Below are 25,103 nucleotides of genomic sequence, written 5' to 3' on the forward strand. Positions count from 1 at the left end.
AGGAGGCCATGAACTCGTGGAGGAATGGAGACGCATCCTCGCCGAAAGCATCGTGAAGCCGAAGGACCTGGCCGAACGATTCGGCGTTGATGAAAAGGAAATAGAAGCGATCGTGGGCCCCTACCCGATGCGGATCACCCCGACCGTGCTCGGCACGATCAAAGAAAAGGGCGACGCGATCTGGAAACAGGTCGTCCCCGAAATGGCTGAGCTGGCGGATATCGACGCCGAGGACGACCCGCTCGAAGAAGATCTCATGAGCCCGGTACCCCACTTGGTGCATCGCTACCCGGATCGCGTGCTCCTAATGGTCACCAACCAATGTCCGATCTATTGCCGCTTTTGCACCCGCAAGCGGCTCGTCGGGAAACCGGGGTTTCTCAAGAAGGGCGAGCTGGACCGGGCCATCACCTATCTGCGCGAGCATCAAGAAGTGCGGGATGTGATTCTCTCCGGCGGCGACCCGCTGCTGTTGCCCGACTACCTGCTCGAACGGGTGCTCAAGGCCCTCCGGACGATTCCGCACCTGGAGCTCATTCGCATCGGCTCGCGCGTGCCCGGCACCTTGCCGCAGCGGATCACGCCGAAGCTCTGCGAGATGGTCAAGAAATACCATCCCATCTATATGAACCTGCATTTCAATCACCCGGACGAATTGACACCCGAGGTCAAAGCCGCCTGCGGCATGCTGGCGGACGCGGGCGTTCCGCTTGGCGCGCAGACGGTGCTCCTCAAAGGCGTGAACGACGATCCTGAGATCATGAAACGCCTCGTTCATCAGCTGTTGCTCGCCCGGATAAAGCCCTATTATCTCTACCAGGCGGACCTGACCAAGGGGACGAACCATTTCCGCACGACCGTCGAAACCGGTCTGCAGATCATCAAAGCCCTGCAGGGTCATACCAGCGGCATGGCCGTCCCGCATTTCGTCATCGATGCGCCCGGCGGAGGAGGGAAAATTCCGCTCCTCCCCGACGACTACCTCGTCCATCTCGATGAAGACGGAGCCATGCTCAGGAATTACGAAAACAAGACGTTCCATTACCCCCAACCCAAACAGGGGCAGGGCCGCGAACTCCCGATGGTCGGCGCGCACCCGGGATGGGGTTCCTGTACGAACGATCATGAGGAGGCGTGAACACCCGGTGAGTCGGCGCGCATCCCAGGGCATTCTTCCCTACCAGGACATCAAGCAGCTGATTGTGAACCGGGCGATCACGGCCTCCCCGGCGATTGAAGACCGGCAGATTCAGCCGGCCAGTCTCGATTTGCGCCTGGGACGCAAAGCCTACCGGCTCATCAGCAGCTTTCTCCCGGAACTCTCCGCGATCTCCTCACGGCTCAACGTGCTCGACTTCTATCAATCCGATCTCGTGATGTATGAGATGGATTTGACCGACGGCGCTATTCTGGAAAAGGGCCATGTCTATCTGGTGCCTCTGCTCGAAACCCTCAAGCTGCCGAAGACCCTCCGGGCCAGGGCCAATCCGAAAAGCACCACCGGCCGGCTGGATGTCTTCACCCGCATCGTCACCGATCTGAACGCCGGCTTCGACGAAATCCGCGCCGGCTACCAGGGCCCGCTGTTTCTGGAAGTAGTCCCGCGGTCGTTTGCGATCAAGGTGCGGACCGGGCAGTCTCTGAACCAAATCCGCTTTGTCCGGGGGGAGGCCACGGTGACCGACGCGGCGCTGCAGACCATTCACAGCAAGTCCCCGCTCCTCTACCACAACAGCGCGCCCAGAAAGCCTTTGGGCCGCCGTGAGTTCCGAGCCGAACGCGGACTGTTCCTGCGCATCGACCTCAAGGGGGAAGACCGCACAGGCTCGAACATCATCGGCTATCGTGCCAAGAAGAACAGTCACGTCATCGATCTGGCCAAAGTCGGACACTACGCCGCCGCCGATTTTTGGGAGCCGCTCCACCGGCACCGGCACGACAGCCTGCTCCTGGAGCCGGAAGAGTTTTACATTCTGGCATCGAAGGAACGGATCCGCGTCCCGGCCGGCTACGCCGCCGAGATGGTCGCCTATGAAGCGGCTTGCGGGGAACTCCGCACGCATTATGCGGGATTCTTCGACCCGGGGTTCGGCTATGGCGCCGAGGGCGAGATCAAGGGCACACAGGTGGTGTTGGAAGTCCGCCCGCATGACGTGCCCTTTTTGATCCACGACGGGCAGACATTTTTTAAGGTTGTATATGACCGCATGCTCGACGTACCCTCTCAGTTATACGGCACCACGTTGGGGTCCTCCTATCAACGACAGGCCCTCACACTCAGCAAACACTTTAAAGTCTAGGTTATGGCTCCCACAGATCTCCCGTCAAAAGATCCGTCTCACACTCCGTCGCCTCAGCCTGCGGACGATGACACCGGAGGGGATAAACAACTGCGGGTCGCCGGCATGATGACCGGCACCGCGCTGATGTTCATCGGCTTCCTGAACGTGTTCCTGTCGATCAGCGGCGGATTTGAGATCAACGCCGTGCCGCTCCTTATCTATTTCGGCGGCGTCGCCGTCTGGGCCAACGCGGTGATTGAGAATCCGACCTGGCGCTACAGCGTCATGATCGGCGCCATTGCGATCGGGCTGGGATTCTTCCACTACGGCGAAGTGCTCTTCTGGCACAAGCAGGTCGTCTTCTGGTCGACCGTCGTGATCGTGATGTATTTCATGTTCAGAGAGCCGAAACAACCCGACAGATAAGTGCAGATGACGATTTCCGTCATCATCCCCACCCTCAACGAATCTTCGACCATCGCGCGCACCCTCACGCGCACGGTGGCATTGGGATTCGAGGAGATTATCGTCAGCGACGGGGGCAGCACCGACCCCACCATCCCCATGGTCCGGGCCTGCTGCGACCGGGTACCCTCAACCCGCCTCATCACAGCGCAAAAGGGCCGGGCACGGCAGCTCAACGAAGGCGCCAAGGCGAGTCGCGGCGATATTCTGCTCTTCCTGCATGCCGACACAGAGTTGCCTCCCGACGCCAAGGCGGTCATCGAGTCCGCTCTGACAGATCGCAAGATCGTCGGAGGCCGCTTCGACGTCCGGTTCGATCGCGCCTCGCGCTGGGGCGACATGATCAGCTGGTTCATGAACCGGCGATCCCGGCTCAGCGGCATCGCCACCGGCGACCAAGCCATCTTTGTCCGGCGCCAGGTCTTCGAACAGATGGGCGGGTTTTCGGACATCCCCTTGATGGAAGACATCGAATTCAGCCGCCGGTTAAAACGCCTGGGCCCCACGGCACCGCTCACCGAGGTCGTCACCACCTCCTTTCGGCGCTGGGAACAGAACGGCCCCCTCCGCACAATTCTCTTGATGTGGACCCTCCGCTTCCTGTATTGGCTCGGCGTGAATCCGCATCGACTCAACTGCTTCTACAGGGCCGTGCGCTAGAAGGCGCGGGACACGAGGCTAGAGGAACAGATGAAACCCCTATCGACGGACGCGAAAAAGCCACAGTCCACCTCTCGCCCCTTGTCTCAAGCCTCTCGCCGGCAGGGCGCAGGAAGCGCCCTCGTGATCTTCGCGAAAGCTCCCGTGCCCGGCCAGGTCAAGACACGTCTGTCCCCTCCGCTGACGCCGGACGAAGCAGCTACCCTGCACGGCAGCTTTGTCCTCGACACGCTCGAGCGCACCAAACTGGCAGCCTCCAAGCTGAAGCTGCCGATCGATCGCTATCTGGCCTGTGCGCCTTCGTCCACACTCGTCTTCTTCCAGATTATGGAGGAGCGACAGAGCGTGAAGCTGATCGATCAAGTCGGCGACGACCTGGGCACACGCATGCGGCAGGCCTTCGACTCCTTGTTCGTCAAGGGATATCAACGCGTGCTCATCGTCGGGACCGATGTGCCGTCGCTCCCGCTTGAACACTACCAACAAGCCCTCGCCCTCCTGGAGACGAACGACCTCGTGCTGGGTCCGGCCCTCGATGGGGGATACTATTTGATCGGCCTGAAACGACCAGTTCCGGAACTCTTCGCCGATATCCCCTGGTCCACCGACCGCGTGCTGGCCCTGACCCTGGAGAAAGCCACTGCCCTCGGACTCAAGACCGCCTGCCTGCCTGAGTGGCGCGATGTCGATACCATCGACGATCTCCAGGCCCTGATCGAAGCCAGCCTACTCGACGCCAAAAAACCGAAAAATGAACAAGCATTTTCATCACGCACAGCTGGAGCCCTGCAATTCATCGGGAAAAAGCTTCGCTCCCGCGTCTAACTCTCGCTAGAGGATCATCAGCATGAATGAACGAGTGGCACTCATCACCGGCGGGGCCAAAGGCATCGGGCGCGGAGTCGCGCTCGACTTGGCTGCCCGACATTGGAAGATCGCGTACTGCTACCGCACCAGTGAATCCGAGGCACAAAAGACCACCCTGGCCATCACGGAACGGGGCGGACAGGCGCTAGCCATCCGCTGTGACGTGTCGGACCCGACGGCTGCACAAGACCTCATCGTACAGGTTGAGCAGCGCTGGGGACGGATTGACGTCCTCATCAACGGCGCCGGTCCCTACCACCGCGTGAACCTCTTCGAGGAAACCGTCGAGGGCTGGAACGAGATGTTCGACGGCAACCTCCATCCTATTTTCTATCTGGCCAAAGCGGTGGCACCCGGCATGAAAGCCCGTAAAAGCGGCCGCATCATCAATTTCAGCATGGCCAATGCCGACCAAATGATCTCCCAGACCGATGTGACGGCGCACTACATCGCCAAAGCCGGGGTGCTCATCCTCACACGAACCCTGGCCAAACTCCTGGCGCCGCACGGTATCACCGTGAATGCCGTCTCGCCCGGCTTCATTGATTCCGGCAGCGCCCCGGCCGAAGAACTGGCGGGGATGACCAAACGCATTCCCGCAGGCTATATTGGAACGGTCGACGACACGGTCGCAGCAGTGCGATACTTATTAAGCGAGGACGCCCGCTATGTGAACGGGGCGAATATTCAGATCAGCGGAGCGTGGGGGATATGAGGAGCTGAGGTGATCGGCTTAGTTTCAGTGCTCGCTGACCGCGCGCCAAAGATCCAGGTCATATTTTCAGATTAGGGGCGGCGCTCTGTCAATGCGCGCAATGTGAAACCAACCCAATCACCCCGCTTGGGTGAGGGGAAAGAAAGGGAGCGGTAATGAAAACAGACCAAGAACGTGAAGCACATCGTCGTTTCGTTCAAGCCCTGCAGCACGAACACCTCACCTGTTCCAAACCTGGTTGTGGCGGGCCGATGGACGTCGTCGATCTCACCCCGCACAACGCGCGTATCAAGACCTACGAGGCGACCTGTGAGCGCTGTCAATCGGTTGAGAAAATTACAGGCAAGGAAGAGCACTCACCGTCCTGGGACGTTGCCTCACTCACGATGATGGCGGAGATGCATCTGCTCCACGACCAACCGACCTGTCCGTTCGACGATACGCCCATCACCTTCATCTCCATGCCCAATCCCCGCCGCAAAGCGCGCTACCGTCTCTGCTGCTTCTACTGCGGCAGGCACACCGAAATGAACTGGCCGCCACCGGAAGCGAAACGATAGATCCCAGCCTCACAAGAAGCACGTTACAGTGATGCCTTGCCCTTGAGGGCCCCCATCTGGCTACGCATGTGCACCAGCAACTCTTTCAACGGCGTGAAAATTCTCACGGCGCGCTGTTGTGACCCTACCTCCATCTCCCAGATCCAATTTTCATCCGGCGTCTCGCGAAACAACTCCGCCATCGGTTTCAGGTTATTGAGCTGATAGGGGACCTTCTCTTGTATTTCTTTCAAAATCAAATCGGATGCAGTCCCTCTCTCCTTCAACTTCCTGGCCAACTCGCTGGTCTTCCGACAATCCCCGATTCGCAAGTCCAGCTTGGCGATCTCCCGGTCAAGTAACTGCTCCTGCCGCGTCACAAAACTCTTAAGATCGAGCAGCCGGGCAATCTCCAGCTTCATCGTGCCGGGGAACATACTCCCTTCCTTCGCGATGAGCGCCTCAATCCTGGCGTGGTAACTCTCCAGAAAGTGATAGACGAAGAAGAATTCTTCGATGGGCCACCAGTGACGCCGATGGACCAGCCGCGCCAGACTCTCCATCAACCCGAATCGCGTGAGCCGATACCGGGGCTGTCTGGGGCCCCCGGTCTGCTTCGCCAGCCCGTCACTCACGAGTACAGCCAGATACCTCGCAATCTGCGTATTCTCGACCGCAAGGCTCGGCCCCTCCATGGCTGACTCCAGCCAGTTCGAAAAGAGCTCAATGAGGAATCGCAGGTCCTTCTGTCGAAATCCCTGAGCTGAAAACCGCGCATGCGCCCCGATGGCGGCGGCATCGAAGAGCGCCCGGTGCCTCCCAAGATGGGTCTTTTTTCCTTTGGTCATAGCGAACGCGCCATTTATAACAGTGTCACAAGATTACCATTCACCTAAGTTCCTGAAAAACAAGATTCACCTTTGTCGCAACCGCCCTATTTGACAGGCGCTGTAACAGTGTCACTTCTTTCCCCCTTCATTCGGTCCTGACCGAGCTAGACTCGCCCCAGACGGTCACTCATTCACCAGGAGGTTCACATGCGCATTTTCAAACGCATCAACGCCACCATTCAGTCCAACTTCAATGCGTTCCTCGATCAGATCGAGAATCACGAGGCCCTGGTCACGGAAGCCATGCAGGAGGTGAAAGCCGCCTCGGCCCGGGCCACCGCACGCCTTGCACGGCTTCAGCAGGATGAGGACAAGCTGGCGGCCAGGCTCGTTGACCTGCGCAAGGATGCGGGGCAATGGAAAGACCGGGCCCTCCAGGCCGGCACACAGGATGAAGCCCGGGCTCTGGAATGCGTACGCCGGATGACGCGGGCTCAAGAGGAAGCGGCGTCCACAGAATCCCAATTAACCAAGGCGCGAGAGCTTCGCGCCCGGTTGGTCGATGACCTCCGAGGAATTCAATCCAAGCTGGACGAGTTGCAACGGAAGAAACATACCCTGGCTACGAGACAGTTCCGCGCCGAGGCGATGAAGGCCATTCAATCGGACGGCACAAGCGCGCTGGACGAACTCACCGGCATTTTCGATCGGTGGGAAACGCGGGTATCGGAGGCTGAAGGCTATGTGACAGGCCCCGCCTTGCTGACGGACGATTTCGAACTGGCGTACCGGCAGAAGGAGGATCACGAAGGGGTCCGCGCCACCTTATTGGAACTGATGGCTGAACACAAGCACTAACACGACCCCGCGACAGGAAGGAGGGCCACGATGGAACGCTGGATGGACATACAGAAACTCGGACAATTGCTGCGCTGGATGGGTTCGCTGCTGCTCCTGGGAGCCAGCGCGAGTTTTATGCTGGAGGGGTGGCAGAATTTCGGATCGCAGCTGCGGTACTACCTGTTTCTCGGATATCTGCTGAGTCTCGCCGGACTGGGTATCCTTCTGAGTTCTCGCGTGAAGGAAGACAAGAGCGCCAGAACGCTCTTAGCGCTGGCCGTCGCCGGCATCGCGGCTCAATACTCCCAACTCGGCGCGATGATCCACTCGATGGTGTCAGCCGACAACGGGGCGCTGCCCGGCTCGCTGCTCTATGACGCAGCAGGCTGGGGCCAGATCGCGCTGAACGGAGCCGCGACGGTTCTTCTCCTCGGCCCCATCGCCTTAATAGGATTTTCGGCCTTGAATCGGCCGCAAGCCCGCCTGCTGACGGGTGTCTATCTGCTCGCGTGCAGCAGCCTGCTGATTCCCGTCCGGCACGGGCTGCCGGCGACGCTGGTTTTGATCGCCGTCGCCACGCTCACGCTGTGGATCGATTCACGCTTCGTCACCGGGACAACGGTGGGCGGGACAGGGGAAGGCATCATCGGCCGCTTGCTGCTCCTGCTGCCGAGCGGAATTTTGGCGGCACGAACGGCGTTCTATCCGCAAAGTGATCTGTTTATCGGAATGACCAGCCTGCTCGTCGGCGCGCTGTTCTTCGAGATGCTCCCCCGTTTTGTGAAGGAGGACACAGAGAAGTCTCGCATCCAGGCCCTGAGCACTGCCCCGATGACACTCGGATGGAGCGTCATCGCGTTCCAATATTTCCCCACCGTCTTCAGCACTCAGGGCGCCCCGTTGATGACGCTGCTGCCGTTCAGCGCCTTATTGACCGCGCTGTCGCTGCGCTCTTCAGGGGGCGGTGCGTACTACCGGAAGGTCGCCTCGATGCTGGCCCTCATCTCCCTGCTCGCTCAGATGGGCACGCAGGCAATACTGCTGTCATCGTTTCTCTGCGTGGCTCTGTCTACGTTCATGATTTTCGCCGGCTTCCGCTATCAGGAACGTGCGGTCTTCTCAGCCGGGATCGTCGGATTGATCTTCGGAATCGGATACCACCTCCGGTTTGCCGTGCAGCTGTATGCCCAGAGCCCCTGGGCGCTGCTTGCGGCAGCCGGGATCCTTGTTCTCTTGAGTGCTTCGTACCTGGAGAAACACGCGACCCGCATGTTCGGCCGGTTGGTGCTGTTGAAGGAGGAAATGAAAGCCTGGCGGTAAGACGAAACCCGTCGCTCGCTCAAATGGAAAACCGGGGGCATGTACTTCGCGCCCCCGGTTTCTTGCCTTGTCCTGCAACGCTCCCGAACCCGATCTTACTTTCCGAACGCCTTCTTCAGCAGCGGTTCGATCTCGCCCTTGGCGGCCATGGGATCGAGGATGTCAGTATCCCCGTAGAACTGGCCGTCGATAAAGACCTTCGGCAGCGTCGGCCACTTGGTGATCTTCGTAAGGGTTTCCCTCTTGGTCGGCTGGGAGAGGACGTCGATCACCTCGTAGGGATAGCCATACTTATCGAAAAACTGCATAGTCTCACGGGTAAACCCGCACATCGGCATCTGCTTGGTCCCCTTCCCGTAGATGAGGATCTTATGGGTTTTCACTTCCTGCTGGATTTCTTCTTCAATGGGATCTGCCATCATCGGCCTCCTTTGTATCGCTCAACCAACTTTGCCTAATTTTCGTCATTGGTGCGCGCCGTCAACTCCAACGCGTGGATTCGTCCGTCTTTCATGGGAACATCCAACGCCGCATAGATCAGCCGGTGCCGGTCCAGTAAATTCTTCCCCCGGAACGCGTCAGAGACTACCACCACCTTGAGGTGATCCATGGTTCCGGTGCGATCCGTGACCGTCACGACCGCATCCGGCATGCTCTTGTGAATATAGTCCGTCAATACCGCTGGTGTAATCATCCACTCCTCCGTTTTCCCATCGGAGAATACCTTAGCCCAAACTGGAAAGGCAATTCACCCTTGGCACCGGACGATTGCCTGTGGGCCCCTAGCTTCCGCACAAAACAACCAGCCCGCGGACAGAGAAATCGAATCCTTTTTCCATCCAAAATGGACCAGTTTTGGCACGAGCACAGGGGCCACGTTCTGCTCTCCACACGGCACCCTCGGTAACCGCCACAATCTCATTCTCATTGAGTACAACCATCCATACGGACTAGTCGTCGATCCCCACGTTCTTTGCGCCATGCGCTTGCATACCAACCGTCACGCAGTAAGGAGTAATGTATCTCTTGATGCTACTCTGGCCTGCCGTGCTCCTGATCGTCGGCGTCGCCTTCCTTCGACGCATGTGGTGGCCAATACAACCTGAATTGGCGTCCCCCCTCATCACTACTCGGTGCTTCTCAACCACTTCCGGTGGTGGATTTCAACCAATCATGTCCGCATTGTCACCCCACGCAGCATGAAATCATTCAATAGCACGGCATTTCACTCGCGTGATGCGAGGCATCCGGATTGCTCATACAGAAAAGCACAAGAGGCACCATGAACCGGACCAACCCAACATGTGCCATCATCCACCACCAAGGAGGCTGCCATGACGGAATTTAAATCAGGGTTCTTTATCGGGGATGAAAGCTGCAACGGGCGCGTCCTCGTCGTGGATGACGAAGCGGATATCCGCAAAGTCGTCCGTATGACCTTGCAGAAAGCCGGCTATGAGGTCTTGGAAGCGGAGAACGGCGAGAAGGCCATCGAAACGATTAACAGCGGAGAAAACCGGCTGCTCCTCGACGTTATGATCTGCGACATCCGTATGCCGAAGGTCAACGGCATCGAAGCCATCGCGTATTTCCGCCAGAATTACCCGCGCGTGCCCCTGATCGTGCTGACCGGCTTCCCCGATACCGACATGGCCACCTCTCTGCTACGGCAGGGCGTGGTCGATTATCTTGTGAAGCCTGTCGAGGGCGAGAAACTCAAAGCCTCCGTCGCACGCGCCATGGAACAGAGGGAACTCGCGCCGCTATGAACCCCTTGGCCCCGCATCGTCCTGAACTTAACCGAGCGGGGGGGACTGTTCCTCCGTCCTCCCCCGTCTCGACATTCTCGGACAAGACTCATCCTATGAGGGCCACACGCCCCTTGCACACTCCTCCCACCAAAGTCGCCATCCTCGGGGCGGGGCGTGGCGGAACCGCCCTGCTGGATTTGCTGCACCAGATCCCCGCGATCGACATCGTCGGCATCAGCGACCGCGACCCGCGCGCCCCCGGTCTGCAGCGGGCGCGCGATCTTCATATCCCCGTGGTTGACCAGATCGACGATCTCCTCCAGAACCATCACACCCAGCTGGTTCTGGATGTGACCGGGGACCCTACCATGGATCAACGGCTTCGCCGGGAAGTCCGGTCCGGCGTCGACGTGCTCAGCGGGTCGGCTTCACGCGTCGTCTGGGAACTGGTGCAGCACGAGTCCGCCCTGCAAGCCGAACTCCTTCATGCGGAAAAACTCGCCGGTATCGGGTCCTTTGCCGCGGGCATCGCCCACGACATCAATAACCCTCTGCAGCTCATTCTTGGACTGGCTGAAAATCTGGCAGAGGAAACTGACCTTCACACCGTCCACGAGCAGGCGCGCGAGATCATTGACGCCGTCAAGCGGACAACGGCGATCTGCCGAGATCTCACCTCTTACGCCCGGCGGTCCGCCGCCCACCAACAAAGCCTGGTGGACGTGAATACGAAGCTCGACGACGCCCTCAAGATTGCCCGCTACGCCGTCGCCTTTCAAGACATCGAGGTCGTCAAGCTTTACGCGCCGGATGCGACCATACCGGGGAATCCCGACGAACTCCTGCACGTCTTCGTCAATCTCATCACCAACGCCGTCCAGGCCATGGAGCGCGGCGGCACACTGACCCTGCGCACAATGATTCAAGAGACGGTCGTCTCCGTTCAGGTCTCGGATACGGGCTGCGGCATCCCCCCCGACCTCTTCAACGAAATCTTCGAGCCGTTCTTTACGACCAAGCCTCCGGGAAAGGGCACCGGGTTGGGGCTGTATAATATCAAGCACGTGATACATCAGATGCACGGCACCATTGCCGTGACAAGCGACGTCGGAGTCGGCAGCACGTTCACCATCGCCTTGCCCCGCACAACACCAGTGTGACTCCATGACCACACCCAGGCCGGCACATGCTCCGCACACACAACGCGCCTCCCGGTGGGGCCTGAAGTCCAAGCTGATCCTTTCCATGCTCTTCGTCGGCGCCGTCCCGCTTGTCATCGGATTGAGCATGGCCTTCTGGCAAGGATCGCAAGAAATTCGGGACGTCAATGGAGAAAGCTTCAAGGCCCTGGCCACCGAAGCGGCCCGAAAGCTCGACCTGCTGGTGGCCGACGAAATCGCACGCACCTCCCGCATCGCCAACGACCCTGCGGTCGTCCAGGAACTTGAGCGCCGACGGGACGCGCGCGGGAACCCGCCCGCTCAGGGACTACGCCCCGTCGATGCCGATGCGGAGGCCCGCTGGGCGGCCCGCGACCCCGATCTGCTTAAAGACATCACCGCCAGTCCCCTCGCCGGCTTGCTGCACGAGTACTATACCGGCACGCGCAGCGCCGCCGATCAACTGCTTCCCCAGGTTGTGCGCTCCGCCACCAAGCTGCTCTTCCTCACCGACATTCAGGGCACCCTGGTGGCCGCCATGACGACCAAGCCGAACTACCGGCACGGCCACACTCCCTGGTGGCAGGGGGCCTACAACAAAGGGGTAGGGAAGCTGTATATCGAAGACCTCCATTTCAGCAAACAGGCGGACGCCTATGTGTTCACGATTTCAATGCCCGTCATGGACAGCCTGCGTTACGAAGTCGTCGGCGTGCTGCATCGCGTGATCGACGCCAAAGAATTTTTCTCCCCCTCCACGCACGTGATCCGATTCGGAAAAACCGGCCATGTCATGTTGATCGACAGCCGGGGAATCGTCATGAGCTGCCCCATTCTGCCCACCGGTGTCGCGCTGTCCGACACAAGTCTGATTCCCCTCATCACGCCGCAGCAGCCGGGCTGGGTCGAGGCTCCGAGCGACGGACATGGGGGCAATACGGCGTCGATCATCGGGTTCGCGCCGCTGCCGGAAACCAGCCGGGCCACGAATGGATCGCTCGACCGCGGCTCCTGGCATACCTTCGTCTGGCAGGCTTCCGACGAGTTGTTCGCCCCCATTCAACACCTCTTTACCTGGCTGATCGTCTTCGGCAGCGTGGCCCTCGCCCTCCTGGCCGTGCTCGGCTATGTCGCCGCCGGCCGGATCGTCACGCCCGTGCGCGCACTGCAACAGGCGGCACAGGCCATCGGACGGGGAGAACTCCGTACCACCATCGACATTCGCACCGGCGACGAGTTGCAGGATCTGGCCGATGAATTCAACCGGATGAACGCCCAGCTGCAAGCCGCCTTCGCGGGACTGACCGACCAGGTGACCCTCAAAACCCAGGAGGTCAATTACCTCCAACGATCCACGGATCAAATCCTGGATGCCGTGCCCACGCCCATTGTCCTGCTCGACGCGCGAGAGTCGGTCCAGTACATAAATCGCGCGGCTCGCGCGGCGTTTCATCTTTCTCCGGAGGCCGCCCCGCCGTTCGCTCTCTCCACACTGCAACCGTTCGGCTCGGCCGTTCAGACGCGATTGCGGGAGGATGCGGCCGGGGGAGAACCCGGCTCGCCGGCCCAGAGCGGGGAGCCACGAGACCCTTTGGCTCCGGCCATGAGCCAAGAAGCCGGCCACTCCCGATCCCGGTCGGAACTCCAGATCGGCCCGCGCACCTATCACTATCAGTGGTTCCGCCTCCCAAGCCGCCCGGGGGAGGAGCCTCGGATTGGATTTGTGCTGCGAGACACCACCGAAGAAAGCCACATGCAGGATCAGCTGATTCAGGCGGAGAAGTCCGGCAGCCTCGGGGTGCTGACCGCCGGCATCGGACACGAGCTCAACAATCCGCTGTTCGGCATCGTCGGCCTCGGCGAAGCCATTCTCGACGAGACCGACCTCTCCCGCGCCCAGTCCCATGCCCGCGATATCGTCGCGCAGGGACAGCGCATGGCCGCCATTATCCGCGACTTCACCGGGATCACCACACGGGAGAGCTCGGATCAGCGCATCCCCGTATGTTTGGAAGAGACGATCGACCAGGCGCTCACCGCCATGCATACCGCCGCCGACATGCGGCGGATCACGATAGAGAAATTCTATGCGGGCGAGACCATGGTCCTGGCGCTGCCCGACCAGCTCCGGCAGGCCGTGATGAATTTGCTCATGAACGCCGTGCAGGCCATGAAAGGGACCGGCACACTGAGCCTCACCACAACGGTGACCAACCGGCTCGCGACAGCCGAAATCAGCGACACAGGCCCAGGAATCTCGCCACAACACCTGGCGAAAATCTTCGACCCGTTCTTTACGACAAAGGGCCAGGGGGAGGGGTCGGGCTTGGGCCTGACGGTCGCCCGGCGCATCATCCGGAAATTCGGAGGAGACCTCCGGATTGACAGTCGTGAGGGACAGGGCACGACCTGTTTCATTACCCTGCCGGCGATACTTCCCCCCCCATCATCCGAGGAGGAGACATGGACCGCGTCAACACCACGCTCGGAGCCGCAGCCGTCACGCTCGTGATCGGAGCCCTGCTCGCGACACCATTCTCCCCGCTGGCGAAAGAACCGCCCGGCGCTCAGGGCATCCCGCCTGAGAAGGTCGCGGACTATGTCCAGGCCATCCTGCAAGCAGACCGGACGATTTACACCACCCAAGTGGTGACCCGCATGCAGGAGAAAGGCATCGTCAAGGCCACCGAGCATTGGGAGCATGACAATGCGCTGCCGCTGCCCGCCCAGTTCCTGCAACACTCGGGACGGCTCGTCGCCGAAAGCGGGCGCGGCATCCGATACCGGCTCATCGGGCTCTCCCCGATTTATCAACGCAATGCCCCCGCCACCGACTTTGAACGGAAGGCGCTGGAAACCTTGACGCAGCAACCGGATCGTCCGGTCACCGGCATTGTCACCAGCGGAAAAAAACAGTTTTTCCAGGCCATTTACCCGGATCGCGCCGTCTCTCCGACATGCATCGCCTGCCACAACAGTCACCCCTTGAGTCCCAAACGGAACTTTAAAGTGAACGATGTGATGGGGGGCATCGCGATCACGATTCCGCTGGAGTGATCCGGATCAACGATCAGCCCCCGGTCGTCGCCCGCGAAGATGAGGCAGAGCTCAACACCTCTGATGGCTGAGCCCTGCTGCGAGACGAGAACGCTAGGAGGGAGTCGCGGGGGGAGCGGGCGACGAAGATTCGCCCACTTGATACTCTTCCCGATAAATTTGAATCGCCGTCATGAAGAGACTCACCATAATCGGGCCGACGAAGAGCCCGAGCAGACCATACAAAGCCAGCCCGCCGAGCACCGAGAGGACCAGGAGCAGCACCGGAATCTGCACCTCCTGCCCGATCAGCCAGGGGCGGAGAAACTGATCGACCGTCGAGACGACACCGACTCCCCATACCAGCATCCCCAACGCCTTTCCGACCGCCCCGATCCAGAACAGATACAGCACAACCGGCCCCCAGACCAACGCCGTGCCGCCGAAAGGAATCGGGGCCAGCACGATGGTCAGCGCCGTGAGGACCACCGGAAACGGCACGCTCAGCGCGAGATAGGCCCCGCCCGCCAGCACGCCCTGCACCATCGCCGTTACCAACATCCCCTTCACGACCGCGCGGACGGTCTGATCCAGCCGGCCCACAATCTTTCGCTTGTGCGACTCCTCCATGGGGATCAATTCATACAACGCCCCGAGCCATCGCTCGCCGTCTTTGAGCAAAAAGAAGAGCACCAGCAACATGACGAAGAAATTGCTTACGAGCACCACGGCGTTCTTCAGCAGATCCCCCATCTGGCTCATGAAGAATTGGCTGAGCCACTTGGCCCCCGCCATCACCGAATCCTCCATCGACAAGGCCTGCATCTTTTCAGCCGTCAGCATCGACCGCAGCCAGTTGCCGATCAGCGGGACAGAGGCCACCTGCTCCGGTAGTTGCTGGAGTCCTCCTGCGGCGATCCACTCGTATATGGCCTCCTCCGCCGCCCCCGCTTCTCCCACAAGCGTCACACTCATTCCCACCAGAGGAACGACGACCACCGCCAGCACCCCGAACGTGAGACAACCGGCGGAGAGCGTGTCGCGCCCTCCTGTCGTCTGCGTCAGCCGGCGATGGAATGGAAAGACCCAATGGGCCAGCAGGCTGGCCCACAAGGCCGGGAATAAGAAGGGCCGGAGGATGAGCCCGATCTGGTAGAGCAACAGCGCCAGGAGGGCGAAAAACACCGCGGCAAAGAGTTGAGGGCGAGTCATACGCGTCGTTGGCTCAGGTCATCGATCAGTCCGTTGATAGCAGATCTTGGACCGGTTGTCACCGCAGGGAGGCCTGACAGGGCGAAAAGCCTGGCAGGAAAGGCTCATCCCGGCAAGGGATCGCACGAGTTACACATCGGATTCTGTCCCGATGAGGGCCACCGGCCGGTTCCGGGAACCGGCCGGCTCAGGGACGTTCCCCGGCAGACAAGGCGCTTCCTCCGGCCATGCCGTGACGCCCATATCGCTTGTCCCTTGAAACTTGGCGCCGTCCTCCATCGCAAAGACCGGCGCATGCACCTCGCCCATCAGAATGCCGGTCTTGAGGAGTTGCACCCGCTCGCTTGCCGTCACGGTCGCCCTGATGCGCCCGCTGCTGATCAGGACACCGGCCGCAATGGTCCCCTTCACGACCCCGTCTTCCCCGACAATGACCTGGCCCTTGGTGTAAATGTCGCCTTCAAGACGGCCGTCAATGCGCACCGTCCCATCGACGCGAATTTCACCCTTCAGCTCGACCCCTTTGGCCAGCAGCGTGATGTTGCCGTCATCAAACCCGTTCTTTTTCATAGCCGATCCCCTCCCGCCAGGATTCGCACCACAGAATACCCCAGGGGGGCATAGACACCTAGCAGTTTGTTGAAACAGCGCACACCCTGAACAGCAGGGCTCATGGCGCTCACGAGAATCCCAAGGTCTGCTTGATCCGCTCCCACAGTCCGCCGCCATGCACTTCGCAAAAGACCTCCGGCTCAGTGCCTTCGAGAAACACCTCCGTCGCCCGCTCGGGACATTGCGAGGTGGCCAACTGCCCGGTCCGCGGATCAACGGCCCGCGAGACAATGCCCGGGGGCATCTCAAAATCTTGCGCATCCTCCGGAATCAGCCGACGCGCCAGATCCACCCAGATCGGCAGCGCCGCCTGTGCCCCTGTCAACCTGATCGGCCGCTCATCGTCGAACCCCACCCAGACACCGATGACGAACTCAGGCGTATAGCCGACGAACCAGGCATCATGATAGCCGTCCGTCGTCCCGGTTTTTCCGGCCACCGGACCACGCAGCCCGAGGCTTCTGGCTTTGGCGCCGGTACCCCGATCCACCACCCCCTTCAGAAGCGAGGTCAGGAGATACGCGGCCTGCGCAGAAGCGGCTTGCTGCCGGTCCAGCACGGGGCTCCACAACGTCTCCCCGCTCTCACGCGCCAGGTTCGTCAACGCCACCGGCCGCACCGCCACCCCTTCATGCGCTAAGGCGCCATAGGCGGCCGTGATCTCCAGCAAGGAGACCGATGCGCTCCCCAGCGCCACAGACAGATTCTCCGGCAACGCCCCTTGAATGCCGAACCTCCTCAGCGTGGCATTGAATCTCGCCATCCCGACACGCTGCGCCGTCCTTACGGCCGGAATATTCAACGACTGCTCCAGCGCCGCTCGCACCGTCACCTGACCGTGAAACTGCCGGTCATAATTCTGGGGAGACCAGGAACCGCCCCCTGACTCAAACGTCACCGGTTCATCGGCCAGCAGGGTGACCGGAGTGAGCCCCGCCGCTCCCTCATCGCGAGCGGCTTCGAACGCCGTCAGATAGACGAACGGCTTAAAGAGCGAGCCCGCCTGACGCCGCGCCTGGACCGCCCGATTGAATTGACTGGTCCGGTAGTCGCGTCCGCCCACCATGGCCAGCACATGTCCCGTTCGCGCGTCCAGCACAAGCACCGCGCCCTGCAATGGCGACTCCACTTCTTTCAGCGCAGGATACGCGCGCTCCAGTTTGGCCAATCCCTTCAGCAGCGCTTCCGTCGCCAGTTGCTGAATATAGACATCGAGGGTGGAATAGACCCGCGCCCCCTCAGGAATGCCGGGCCCCGTCCCTTCCTCCACCTGCCGCAAAAGGTAATCCACGAAGTACGGCGCATCCGTCAGCACGTCCTGGGGCAGCGCCACCTGCACCGGATGATTTACTGCCCGCACCCAGGTTTCGTCCGAAAGCATCCCCTCCTCATGCAACCGGCGCAGCACCACATTTCGTCGCTGCGTAGCATACTCCGGATTTTTCGTGGGGGAATAGGTATTGGGCCCTTTGATCAGCCCGGCGACGAGCGCGATTTCTTCGATGGACAGCGCCTCAAGCGGCTTTCCAAAATACCGGTGCGCCGCTTCGCCGACACCGTAAATCGACACCGACCCGGCCTGCCCCAGATAAATTTCGTTGAGATAGCTTTCCAGAATCTCTTCTTTCCGATACTTGCACTCCATCACAAGCGCGGCCATCACCTCGCGGAGTTTTCTCCCCATGGTCCGCTGCGGCGAGTAAAAGAGATTCTTCGCCAGCTGCTGCGTAATGGTGCTCCCGCCCTGCACCACGCCCCCGCGCGTGATATTCGCCCACAGCGCCCGGCCGATCGCCACGGGATCGACGCCGATATGTGAAAAAAACCGCCGGTCTTCAACCGCCAGGACCGTTTTGATCAGGTCCGGCGGGATATGGGCGTAGGGCACCCATTCCCTCACCTGACGAGAACTGCCTCGCATCCCGCTCAGCAAGGGCGGTTCGAGCGAAACAAAGGGCAGCGATTCGCGTTGCCGCACCGAAATAATATCGGCGACCACTCCTTCGCTGACGATCAGAGTCACATGCCGGGCCGGCGTGCGCGCGTCGTCCTGCGCGCGCAGATACACATCGATGGCATCGCCGGACACCGCATACTCGCCGGGAGCTTGGACCATTGAAACGACCTGATAGCCGAGCCGGTGCAGCCGGTCGAGCAAGCCTGATTCGGCCACATGCAGGCCGGGCTGGAGGAGAAAGGGCGCGCCGTAGATCAGCAGCGGCGGGTGCTCATCGCTCTTGGGCAGCGCAAGGGATGTGGCCAGCATCGTGCCGTAGCCTGCAAGCGCCAGACAGGCCAGCCCCAAAAGGGCCCCCGACCCAACCAGGGCCCGGCGCGTCCAACGGCTGCCTGAACGCATCACCAGCTCCTCTGCGAACTCTGTCTACACGAGAGATTCGAGAAGTGCGGCCACGAATACGCCGCGGCCGTCACTCGTGGTCCCGATGTACCGTCGCGGGGGAAAAAGCGGGCAGGCACACCGCCAGATACTCAGCCCCCTCCGGTCCCGGCGTGCTGTAGCGAACCCATTCACCGCAATGCGTGATCACCGCTTGTCCCGCGTGAATGTCGTGCGACCCCTCTCGCGTTTCGACCCGCAGCATCCCCCGCAGTACCACCGTGTACTCGTCGAACTCGGGCGTCTGCCCCGGCTCTCGCCAGCCTGACGGGCTCTGCATCCGGGCCACGCTGACCTCTGAAGTGCGGGAATTCACCCGTCCGACATATTCGTCGATGAGCTTAGGCTGGTTGCCGGCCGCTTGAACTCTCGCAGGCTTCTCAATCACTTGCACCATGCTCTTTCTCCTCTGCTCCGGGGTACATCCCGGGATAACTCCAGCCCCCCTCTTCCGAGGTAACTCGTCTGGGTCTAACAATTCTCAGGGGGTGAGCTATTCTAATCCAAGGATGAACGCGCGCCTAGACCTCAACCAAGGAGAAACCCGATGAGTTGCTCACGCTGCTGCGGATTGATGATCAAGGACCATTATATGGATCATGAGGGCACCTCCGGATACACCTGGATGAGCGCCTGGCGCTGCATGAATTGCGGCCATGTCAACGACGCAACCATCGAGCGGAACCGTCGAACCCTGCAGGCTCACGCTCCACAACTGGTCGTGACGAGCGAGACGTACGATTATGCCGACGAAGAAGTTCATCTGGGAGCCGAAACCATGGTCGCCCAGGCGGCCTAAGCAGTCCGGGCTCGTTCAAGATTATGAAGGAGAACTCCACATGGCCTCGATTCTCATCGTTGACGACGAAGAACCCATTCGGCACCTCCTCCGGTCCATCCTGGAAGGAGAAGGCCATCAGGTGCTCGAAGCCTCCGACGGACGAGAGGGGCTCACCCTCTACCGGAACACGCCGACCGACCTGGTGATCACCGACATCATGATGCCTGATCGAGACGGCATGGAGGTGACCCTTGAACTCACGCGCGAGTTCCTCGACGCCAAAGTCATCGCCATGACCGGCGCCTTGGGTAATCAGAACTTTCTCAACGTCGCCAGGCTCTTCGGCGCCCGCCACGTTCTGCAGAAACCGTTTGGAGTGGAAGAGATTTGCCGCCTGGTACACCTCACCCTCGCTGAATGAGCTATCCCCGAGCTGCGATGCTGGGCATCACGCCTGTCCGTCCCTCCCTTTGTAGGGTTGTAACCTTTCACCTGCTTCAGGAATATAGAGGCATACACAATTTCCCGCAGGCAGTTCACCAATAATCCGATAGAGCGGACAGGAACCCTATGAATGCAGGACGGTATCTTTTGAGTATCGGCCTACTCCTGTCTCCGGCGCTGGCCTTGGCAGGCTCGGCGGCCTCAAGTTTCCAAATCACCGCCACCCTCGATCCTACGTGCACGATTCAGACAACCCCGGCGACATTCGGCCATTACAATCCGATTACCACCCATGCGACAACCCCGTTAGATGTGAACAGTACCGTGACCCTTACCTGCAGCAAGGGAATGGCCACGACCATTGCGCTCGATCGCGGACAGTATGGGTCCCATGCAAAAGGCACAACCAGGGCGATGAAGCTGGCTACCGGCGAAGATTATCTGAGCTACGATCTCTACCAAGACGTGATTCGCGCCACCATCTGGGGGACCGGAGGCGAAGAGATCTTCGTCCCACCCATCGCCCCCGACACAAGACCACGCACCTTCTTCATCTATGCCCGAATTCCCTCCGCCCAAGACGTCACCGTCGGAAACTACAGCGATACCATCGTCGCCATCGTGAATTTCTAATTCCGCCTTCGCCCCCTCCCGCAGCCTTGGTCCTCTGCCCCCGATACAGATCTTCCTCTTAAAGCCTCCGGCTTCGCACACAGGAGCTCATAGAGACTCGCAGCCCATTGCTGAGTGACAAAATTTGTCCCTCCCCATACGCTCTTTGTCCAAACCGTAAAGAACCGCTCCCGACTTAACCGAAGCGCATCAAAGCGCAACAACTATGGAATCTACATTTTTACAATCATTTAGGACAGCGGAGATTGACTAATAACCGATGACAAGAAGTTGCCATGCTTCTTGCAGATGAAGGCAAACGATAGCACATAGCACAACCCCCTTTACCGCTGGAGGATGATGATGAATCGGGCGACTACACAACTCTTGGTCTTGACCGTTTCCGCTATCGCCGTCTTCTGCCTGTCAACCCCCTCTGCCCAGGCGCAGGTAGCCAGTTCCGCCTTCGGCGTCAGTGCCAGCGTCATTGCCAGTTGCACCATCACGACTACCAACATGGGTTTCGGAAACTACGATCCGGTTTCGGCCAACGCCACCACCCCCGCGACGACCAATGGAACGGTCACCATTGCCTGTACGAGAGGCACGAACCCGAGAATCGACCTGAATGCGGGCTCCAATTCCGCCAACGCCGTTGGAACCACACGGGCCATGGCGGCAGCCGGGCCCAGCTACTTGAGCTATGAACTCTACCAGGACGGGACCTACACGACTGTCTGGGGGGTAAATACCAATGGATTTTCCCCTGGGGTCGTCACAACGCTCGCCGCGACACCCTACACAATTTACGGCCGGATTCCGGCCGGCCAAGACCGCGCAGTCGGAAACTACACCGATACGATCACCGCAACGGTGAATTTCTAGGTGTAGCACACATGTATAGACCCACTGGTTTCACACTCGCTATCGTACTTGTCCTGTGCCTCTTCACAGTTGAAGAGGGCAGGACAAGCACATTCAACGTCTCCCCCCTGAAGGTTGTCCTATCGGGGAAGTCCAACAGCGCTCTGCTGGAAATCGCCAATCAATCAACCGACTCTCTGAGACTGCAACTATCGGTGGTGGCATGGGACCAGTCGCCATCCGGCGAGATGTTGCTGACTGGCACCGACGACATCGTTCTCTTTCCTCCGCTGCTAACGGTCGCGCCGGGCGAAAAGAGAAAGATCCGGCTGGGCGCTGTCACCCCGCGCGGCACGACAGAAAAAACCTATCGCATCGTCCTCGAAGAGCTGCCCTCGCTTCAAACCGCTCCAGCCGACGGCGCCCAAATCCGCGTCCTGACCAGAATGACGATCCCGGTGTTTCTCCAGCCCTCGAAAATCGTGGTGAGCGGACAGATCGATGGGTTGACAATGCGCCAAAAGAACGCCGGCTTTGAGATTCGCAATACCGGCAACACCCATTTCTTGGCACAACATATCCAACTCACCGGCCTTGGAGAGGCGGGGCAACCGATCACCACACAGGACATCGAAGGCTGGTACATCCTGGCCGGCGGGTCGCGGCGATATGACGTGCCCCTGTCCACCGAACATTGCCGTGGATTGAAATCCCTCACAGTGCAGGCTCAAACGGAAGCCGGACCTCTCAAAGCACAAGCAGACGTGCGGACTGAGGAATGTGGGCGCTAAGCCGGAGGGCAACTCATGTGCTGACCGCCACACGGGATAAGACATGCGGACAGAGGGGCCACGGCGACGACAGCGACACCAGAGTTGCGCCAACGATCTCCTTGCAGGCCTCCTGCTCTTCCTGCTCCTCATCTCCTTCCCGATAGAAGCCTGGCCGCAGACGGGAGACAAAGCCCTGCTCCAATTGATTGTCAACGAGGTCGACAAGGGCGAAGTCCTTGCCATCCGGCGGTCCAATGACGTGCTGGTCCGGCTGGCCGATCTGGAGGCGGCTGGTGTCCGGACCGAAGGCGCTACGCGCGAATTCATCGGAGAAGAGGCTTACGTTTCACTTGCCTCCCTGGCACCGGGTACCACGTATGTTCTCGACGAAGCAAATCTGGCCATCCGCCTCAGCGGCCAGGCCGGGTTGCAGGCCACCACGAAGGTCAATCTCACGCCGAGCGCGCCGCCCGGCATGGTATACAGCGAAGACACCAGTCTCTTTGTGAATTACGCCGCGGAAACGAAGGGATTTCAGAAGTACAATGTATTTGGAGAAGCGGGGTTGAGCCTCTCAGGACACCTGTTGTCGAGCACCGTCCGCAGGACCGAGGACGGGCACGTCGTGCGGGGCCTATCCAATCTGACGCTCAACGATCGCGGCCACTTGACCCGCTGGATCATCGGCGACAGTTTCGTAAGCACCGGCGGACTCGGAGGCGGCACGTTCATCGGCGGCCTCAACGTGTCCAGGAATTTTACCCTCGACCCTTATTATTATTTCTTCCCCAGGCCGGGGCTGTCCGGAACAGCCCTGGTCCCCTCGACCGTCAACGTCTATTCCGATGGAGGACTGTTGCGGCAGGAAACCATCGCTCCCGGCCAGTTCGAGCTGAACAATCTGCCGGTATCCAACGGTTACCGCATGAACCGGGTCGTTATTCGAGATATCTTCGGGCGAGAAACGGAGATCGTCTCGCCCTTCTACTTATCAACCAGAGTCCTCCAGGCGGGACTGAACGAATACAGCGTCAACGCCGGTCTGCGCCGCAACAACGTCACCACCGCCAGCTGGGACTACGATTCCCCGGTGCTGCTGGCCCGTTACCGCGTGGGCCTCACCGACAGCATCACTCCGGGAGCGAATATCGAAGCGGGCAACCGGCTGGCGAACGGCGGCCTGCGGCTCACCGCCAAATCGCTGCTCGGCGAAATGGACCTCGCCCTCTCCGGCAGCACCGATGCGGGCGCGACGGGCGGCGCCGCCTCGCTGACTTATATGTACCTGCAGCGCTGGTTCAGCATCGGCGCGAGCATGCGGACCATGAGCGCGCGGTACGCCACCGTCAGCTTGCCATCTTCAGCGGATCGAGCAAGCATCGAAGTGACCGGCTTCATCGGTCTGCCGATCGGAACACGCGTGAATATCAACCTCGAAACCACGCAGTCACAGTTCCGCGATGCCGGAACCGTAAGACGGGTCGGCGCTTCAGGAAACGTGCGGCTCACGGAAAACTGGAGTCTTTTCACCTCCAACAGCTGGTCGCAACAACCGGGCACGAGAGACACCTACGATGTCTTCTTCGGACTCAGTTACTTCTTCGGGAATAACACGACCGGCTATGCCTTCGCCCAGCGGCAGCACGGCCAGGCCGCCGACCGAAGCCTCGAGGGACTCCGCGTCCAGAAATCGCTGCCGGTGGGCCCCGGATTCGGCTATCAGGTGGAGGGCACGACCGGAGACGATTCGCACGGACTGGGACAGCTTCAATACCAGGGCCAGTACGGCCGGTACGAAGCGCTGTACGACTCGACCATGAATCGCCCGGTCTTCACGGTGAGCGGCGGCATGGTGGCCATCGGCGGATCCGTTCACGCTACCCGCGCCATCGACGACAGTTTTGCCGTGATCCGGACCCCGGGAATCGCCGGACTGCGGGGCTACATCAACAACCAGGAAGTCGGCCAGACCGACTCGCGCGGGGAACTCGTCATTCCCAACAACCTGCTCTCTTACTACGGCAATCGCATCGGCATCAACGACCAGGACATTCCGCTCGACTACCGGGTCGATGCGACGGAGAAGATCGTCGCGCCCCCGTTCCGCGGGGGAGCCCTCGTGGTATTCCCGGTGGCACGGCTGCAGATCCTCACTGGCACGGTGCGCGTCGAGACGGACGGACAGGACCGTATTCCCGCCTATGGCCAGTTGACGATCACGACGCCGGACAAGAGCTACGAGTCTCCGATCGGCAAACAGGGCGAGTTCTATCTGGAAACGATTCCACCCGGATCACACGCGGCGGCCATCGACGACGAGGGGAAGGTCTGCCGATTCACCATCGAGATCCCCGATTCTCCGGAACCGATCCTGAAACTCGGAGAAATCCGCTGCCAATCTCTAGCAGGAGCGCACCCATGACCGCGCAACACAAACGGCTCATCTGCTTCGTGACCGCAATATTGTGGTTGCCGGCGGCGGCGCACGCCGCTATCAACTGTACGATCACCACCGTCGCGGTCGCCTTCGGAGCCTACAACGTCTATTCATCAACGCCGCTCACCTCGGCAGGGAGCGTGACCATCACCTGCAGAGGCATCGGTGTCGGGACCGATCCGGTTTTGGTATCACTCAGCGCCGGGAATAGCGGAAGCTTCCAACCCCGCAGAATGCTTCGAGGCCTGGAGACGCTGACCTACAATCTTTACCTTGACGCCGCACACACACAAGTCTGGGGTGACGGGACCGGCGGAACCCAGCGGTTTGCCTCAGTGTCCAACAACCGGGCGCTCAACTTGGCGGTTTTCGGACACATCCCTCCTGGACAAGACGTGAGTGTCGGTACCTATTCCGACACGATCATTGCCACAATCAATTTCTGATGACTGCTCGCGTCGTCATCCTTAAACCTCGCTCCCCCACATCCAACTGGCGTAGAGCA

Annotated in this window: 27 protein-coding genes; 20 read left to right on the forward strand and 7 right to left on the reverse strand. The window is 60.2% G+C overall.

Annotated features, from left to right (window positions below):
* Nucleotides 1–16: 16 nt before the first annotated feature.
* The 7 genes from ACO9S2_RS04490 to ACO9S2_RS04520 all read left to right on the forward strand — a co-directional run bounded on the left by ACO9S2_RS04490 (nucleotide 17) and on the right by ACO9S2_RS04520 (nucleotide 5,549).
* Nucleotides 17–1,138, forward strand: coding sequence for a KamA family radical SAM protein (locus ACO9S2_RS04490; protein ID WP_423720747.1), 1,122 nt, complete (start codon nucleotides 17–19; stop codon nucleotides 1,136–1,138).
* Between the two features lie 7 nt (nucleotides 1,139–1,145).
* Nucleotides 1,146–2,300 carry a 2'-deoxycytidine 5'-triphosphate deaminase gene (locus tag ACO9S2_RS04495; protein WP_423720748.1) on the forward strand — a complete coding sequence of 385 codons (1,155 nt, stop codon included), beginning with the start codon at nucleotides 1,146–1,148 and terminating at the stop codon, nucleotides 2,298–2,300.
* A gap of 3 nt (nucleotides 2,301–2,303) precedes the next feature.
* Complete coding sequence (locus ACO9S2_RS04500; RefSeq protein ID WP_423720749.1) at nucleotides 2,304–2,708, forward strand: hypothetical protein; 405 nt, start codon at nucleotides 2,304–2,306, stop codon at nucleotides 2,706–2,708.
* Nucleotides 2,709–2,714: 6 nt separating this feature from the next.
* The gene (locus ACO9S2_RS04505) at nucleotides 2,715–3,407 is read left to right on the forward strand and encodes a TIGR04283 family arsenosugar biosynthesis glycosyltransferase (protein WP_423720750.1); all 693 of its coding nucleotides are present in this window, start codon (nucleotides 2,715–2,717) and stop codon (nucleotides 3,405–3,407) included.
* Between the two features lie 123 nt (nucleotides 3,408–3,530).
* Nucleotides 3,531–4,232, forward strand: coding sequence for a TIGR04282 family arsenosugar biosynthesis glycosyltransferase (locus ACO9S2_RS04510; protein WP_423720751.1), 702 nt, complete (start codon nucleotides 3,531–3,533; stop codon nucleotides 4,230–4,232).
* Nucleotides 4,233–4,254: 22 nt separating this feature from the next.
* Entirely contained in the window at nucleotides 4,255–4,989 is a 735-nt protein-coding gene (locus ACO9S2_RS04515; protein ID WP_423720752.1) for an SDR family NAD(P)-dependent oxidoreductase, read from the forward strand.
* 155 nt (nucleotides 4,990–5,144) lie between these two features.
* Nucleotides 5,145–5,549 (forward strand): hypothetical protein, encoded by a 405-nt coding sequence (locus tag ACO9S2_RS04520; protein WP_423720753.1) that lies wholly within the window; start codon nucleotides 5,145–5,147, stop codon nucleotides 5,547–5,549.
* 23 nt (nucleotides 5,550–5,572) lie between these two features.
* Here ACO9S2_RS04520 and ACO9S2_RS04525 read toward each other — a convergent pair whose 3' ends face one another.
* Complete coding sequence (locus tag ACO9S2_RS04525; RefSeq protein ID WP_423720754.1) at nucleotides 5,573–6,376, reverse strand: hypothetical protein; 804 nt, start codon at nucleotides 6,374–6,376, stop codon at nucleotides 5,573–5,575.
* A 189-nt stretch (nucleotides 6,377–6,565) separates the two neighbouring features.
* Here ACO9S2_RS04525 and ACO9S2_RS04530 point away from each other — a divergent pair, with 189 nt between their 5' ends.
* Both ACO9S2_RS04530 and ACO9S2_RS04535 read left to right on the forward strand, forming a co-directional pair.
* Complete coding sequence (locus ACO9S2_RS04530; protein ID WP_423720755.1) at nucleotides 6,566–7,216, forward strand: PspA/IM30 family protein; 651 nt, start codon at nucleotides 6,566–6,568, stop codon at nucleotides 7,214–7,216.
* 30 nt (nucleotides 7,217–7,246) lie between these two features.
* A complete protein-coding gene (locus ACO9S2_RS04535; RefSeq protein ID WP_423720756.1) occupies nucleotides 7,247–8,518 on the forward strand; it encodes a hypothetical protein in 1,272 nt (423 codons plus the stop codon).
* 95 nt (nucleotides 8,519–8,613) lie between these two features.
* On the opposite strand, the gene ACO9S2_RS04540 is transcribed toward ACO9S2_RS04535, so the two are convergent.
* Nucleotides 8,614–8,937, reverse strand: coding sequence for a glutaredoxin family protein (locus ACO9S2_RS04540; RefSeq protein ID WP_423720757.1), 324 nt, complete (start codon nucleotides 8,935–8,937; stop codon nucleotides 8,614–8,616).
* A 35-nt stretch (nucleotides 8,938–8,972) separates the two neighbouring features.
* Nucleotides 8,973–9,212 carry a BolA/IbaG family iron-sulfur metabolism protein gene (locus ACO9S2_RS04545; RefSeq protein ID WP_423720758.1) on the reverse strand — a complete coding sequence of 80 codons (240 nt, stop codon included), beginning with the start codon at nucleotides 9,210–9,212 and terminating at the stop codon, nucleotides 8,973–8,975.
* Nucleotides 9,213–9,852: 640 nt separating this feature from the next.
* Here ACO9S2_RS04545 and ACO9S2_RS04550 point away from each other — a divergent pair.
* The 4 genes from ACO9S2_RS04550 to ACO9S2_RS04565 all read left to right on the forward strand — a co-directional run bounded on the left by ACO9S2_RS04550 (nucleotide 9,853) and on the right by ACO9S2_RS04565 (nucleotide 14,486).
* Nucleotides 9,853–10,287, forward strand: a complete 435-nt coding sequence (locus ACO9S2_RS04550; RefSeq protein WP_423720759.1) for a response regulator — start codon at nucleotides 9,853–9,855, stop codon at nucleotides 10,285–10,287.
* Between the two features lie 95 nt (nucleotides 10,288–10,382).
* Nucleotides 10,383–11,429, forward strand: coding sequence for a sensor histidine kinase (locus ACO9S2_RS04555; protein WP_423720760.1), 1,047 nt, complete (start codon nucleotides 10,383–10,385; stop codon nucleotides 11,427–11,429).
* Nucleotides 11,430–11,433: 4 nt separating this feature from the next.
* Nucleotides 11,434–13,941, forward strand: coding sequence for an ATP-binding protein (locus ACO9S2_RS04560; protein ID WP_423720761.1), 2,508 nt, complete (start codon nucleotides 11,434–11,436; stop codon nucleotides 13,939–13,941).
* Nucleotides 13,893–14,486 carry a Tll0287-like domain-containing protein gene (locus ACO9S2_RS04565; RefSeq protein ID WP_423720762.1) on the forward strand — a complete coding sequence of 198 codons (594 nt, stop codon included), beginning with the start codon at nucleotides 13,893–13,895 and terminating at the stop codon, nucleotides 14,484–14,486. Before ACO9S2_RS04560 ends, ACO9S2_RS04565 begins: the two co-directional genes overlap by 49 nt.
* Nucleotides 14,487–14,579: 93 nt before the next feature.
* On the opposite strand, the gene ACO9S2_RS04570 is transcribed toward ACO9S2_RS04565, so the two are convergent.
* The 4 genes from ACO9S2_RS04570 to ACO9S2_RS04585 all read right to left on the reverse strand — a co-directional run bounded on the left by ACO9S2_RS04570 (nucleotide 14,580) and on the right by ACO9S2_RS04585 (nucleotide 19,084).
* Complete coding sequence (locus tag ACO9S2_RS04570; RefSeq protein WP_423720763.1) at nucleotides 14,580–15,677, reverse strand: AI-2E family transporter; 1,098 nt, start codon at nucleotides 15,675–15,677, stop codon at nucleotides 14,580–14,582.
* A gap of 129 nt (nucleotides 15,678–15,806) precedes the next feature.
* Nucleotides 15,807–16,247 carry a bactofilin family protein gene (locus ACO9S2_RS04575; RefSeq protein WP_423720764.1) on the reverse strand — a complete coding sequence of 147 codons (441 nt, stop codon included), beginning with the start codon at nucleotides 16,245–16,247 and terminating at the stop codon, nucleotides 15,807–15,809.
* 109 nt (nucleotides 16,248–16,356) lie between these two features.
* Nucleotides 16,357–18,648 carry a PBP1A family penicillin-binding protein gene (locus ACO9S2_RS04580; RefSeq protein WP_423720765.1) on the reverse strand — a complete coding sequence of 764 codons (2,292 nt, stop codon included), beginning with the start codon at nucleotides 18,646–18,648 and terminating at the stop codon, nucleotides 16,357–16,359.
* 70 nt (nucleotides 18,649–18,718) lie between these two features.
* Nucleotides 18,719–19,084 (reverse strand): cupin domain-containing protein, encoded by a 366-nt coding sequence (locus ACO9S2_RS04585; RefSeq protein WP_423720766.1) that lies wholly within the window; start codon nucleotides 19,082–19,084, stop codon nucleotides 18,719–18,721.
* A gap of 150 nt (nucleotides 19,085–19,234) precedes the next feature.
* Here ACO9S2_RS04585 and ACO9S2_RS04590 point away from each other — a divergent pair, with 150 nt between their 5' ends.
* From ACO9S2_RS04590 to ACO9S2_RS04620, 7 genes are all read left to right on the forward strand, one after another.
* A complete protein-coding gene (locus tag ACO9S2_RS04590; RefSeq protein WP_423720767.1) occupies nucleotides 19,235–19,486 on the forward strand; it encodes a hypothetical protein in 252 nt (83 codons plus the stop codon).
* A gap of 40 nt (nucleotides 19,487–19,526) precedes the next feature.
* Nucleotides 19,527–19,889, forward strand: a complete 363-nt coding sequence (locus ACO9S2_RS04595) for a response regulator (RefSeq protein ID WP_423720768.1) — start codon at nucleotides 19,527–19,529, stop codon at nucleotides 19,887–19,889.
* 170 nt (nucleotides 19,890–20,059) lie between these two features.
* The gene (locus ACO9S2_RS04600; protein ID WP_423720769.1) at nucleotides 20,060–20,545 is read left to right on the forward strand and encodes a Csu type fimbrial protein; all 486 of its coding nucleotides are present in this window, start codon (nucleotides 20,060–20,062) and stop codon (nucleotides 20,543–20,545) included.
* A 342-nt stretch (nucleotides 20,546–20,887) separates the two neighbouring features.
* The gene (locus tag ACO9S2_RS04605; protein ID WP_423720770.1) at nucleotides 20,888–21,409 is read left to right on the forward strand and encodes a Csu type fimbrial protein; all 522 of its coding nucleotides are present in this window, start codon (nucleotides 20,888–20,890) and stop codon (nucleotides 21,407–21,409) included.
* A gap of 11 nt (nucleotides 21,410–21,420) precedes the next feature.
* Entirely contained in the window at nucleotides 21,421–22,179 is a 759-nt protein-coding gene (locus ACO9S2_RS04610) for a fimbrial biogenesis chaperone (RefSeq protein ID WP_423720771.1), read from the forward strand.
* A gap of 43 nt (nucleotides 22,180–22,222) precedes the next feature.
* The gene (locus ACO9S2_RS04615; RefSeq protein ID WP_423720772.1) at nucleotides 22,223–24,583 is read left to right on the forward strand and encodes a fimbria/pilus outer membrane usher protein; all 2,361 of its coding nucleotides are present in this window, start codon (nucleotides 22,223–22,225) and stop codon (nucleotides 24,581–24,583) included.
* Complete coding sequence (locus tag ACO9S2_RS04620; RefSeq protein WP_423720773.1) at nucleotides 24,580–25,044, forward strand: Csu type fimbrial protein; 465 nt, start codon at nucleotides 24,580–24,582, stop codon at nucleotides 25,042–25,044. The genes ACO9S2_RS04615 and ACO9S2_RS04620 overlap by 4 nt, the downstream gene beginning before the upstream one ends.
* The last annotated feature ends 59 nt before the right edge of the window (nucleotides 25,045–25,103 follow it).

The organism is Nitrospira sp. NS4, from assembly GCF_049546785.1.
In the GTDB taxonomy this organism is placed as follows: domain Bacteria; phylum Nitrospirota; class Nitrospiria; order Nitrospirales; family Nitrospiraceae; genus Nitrospira_D.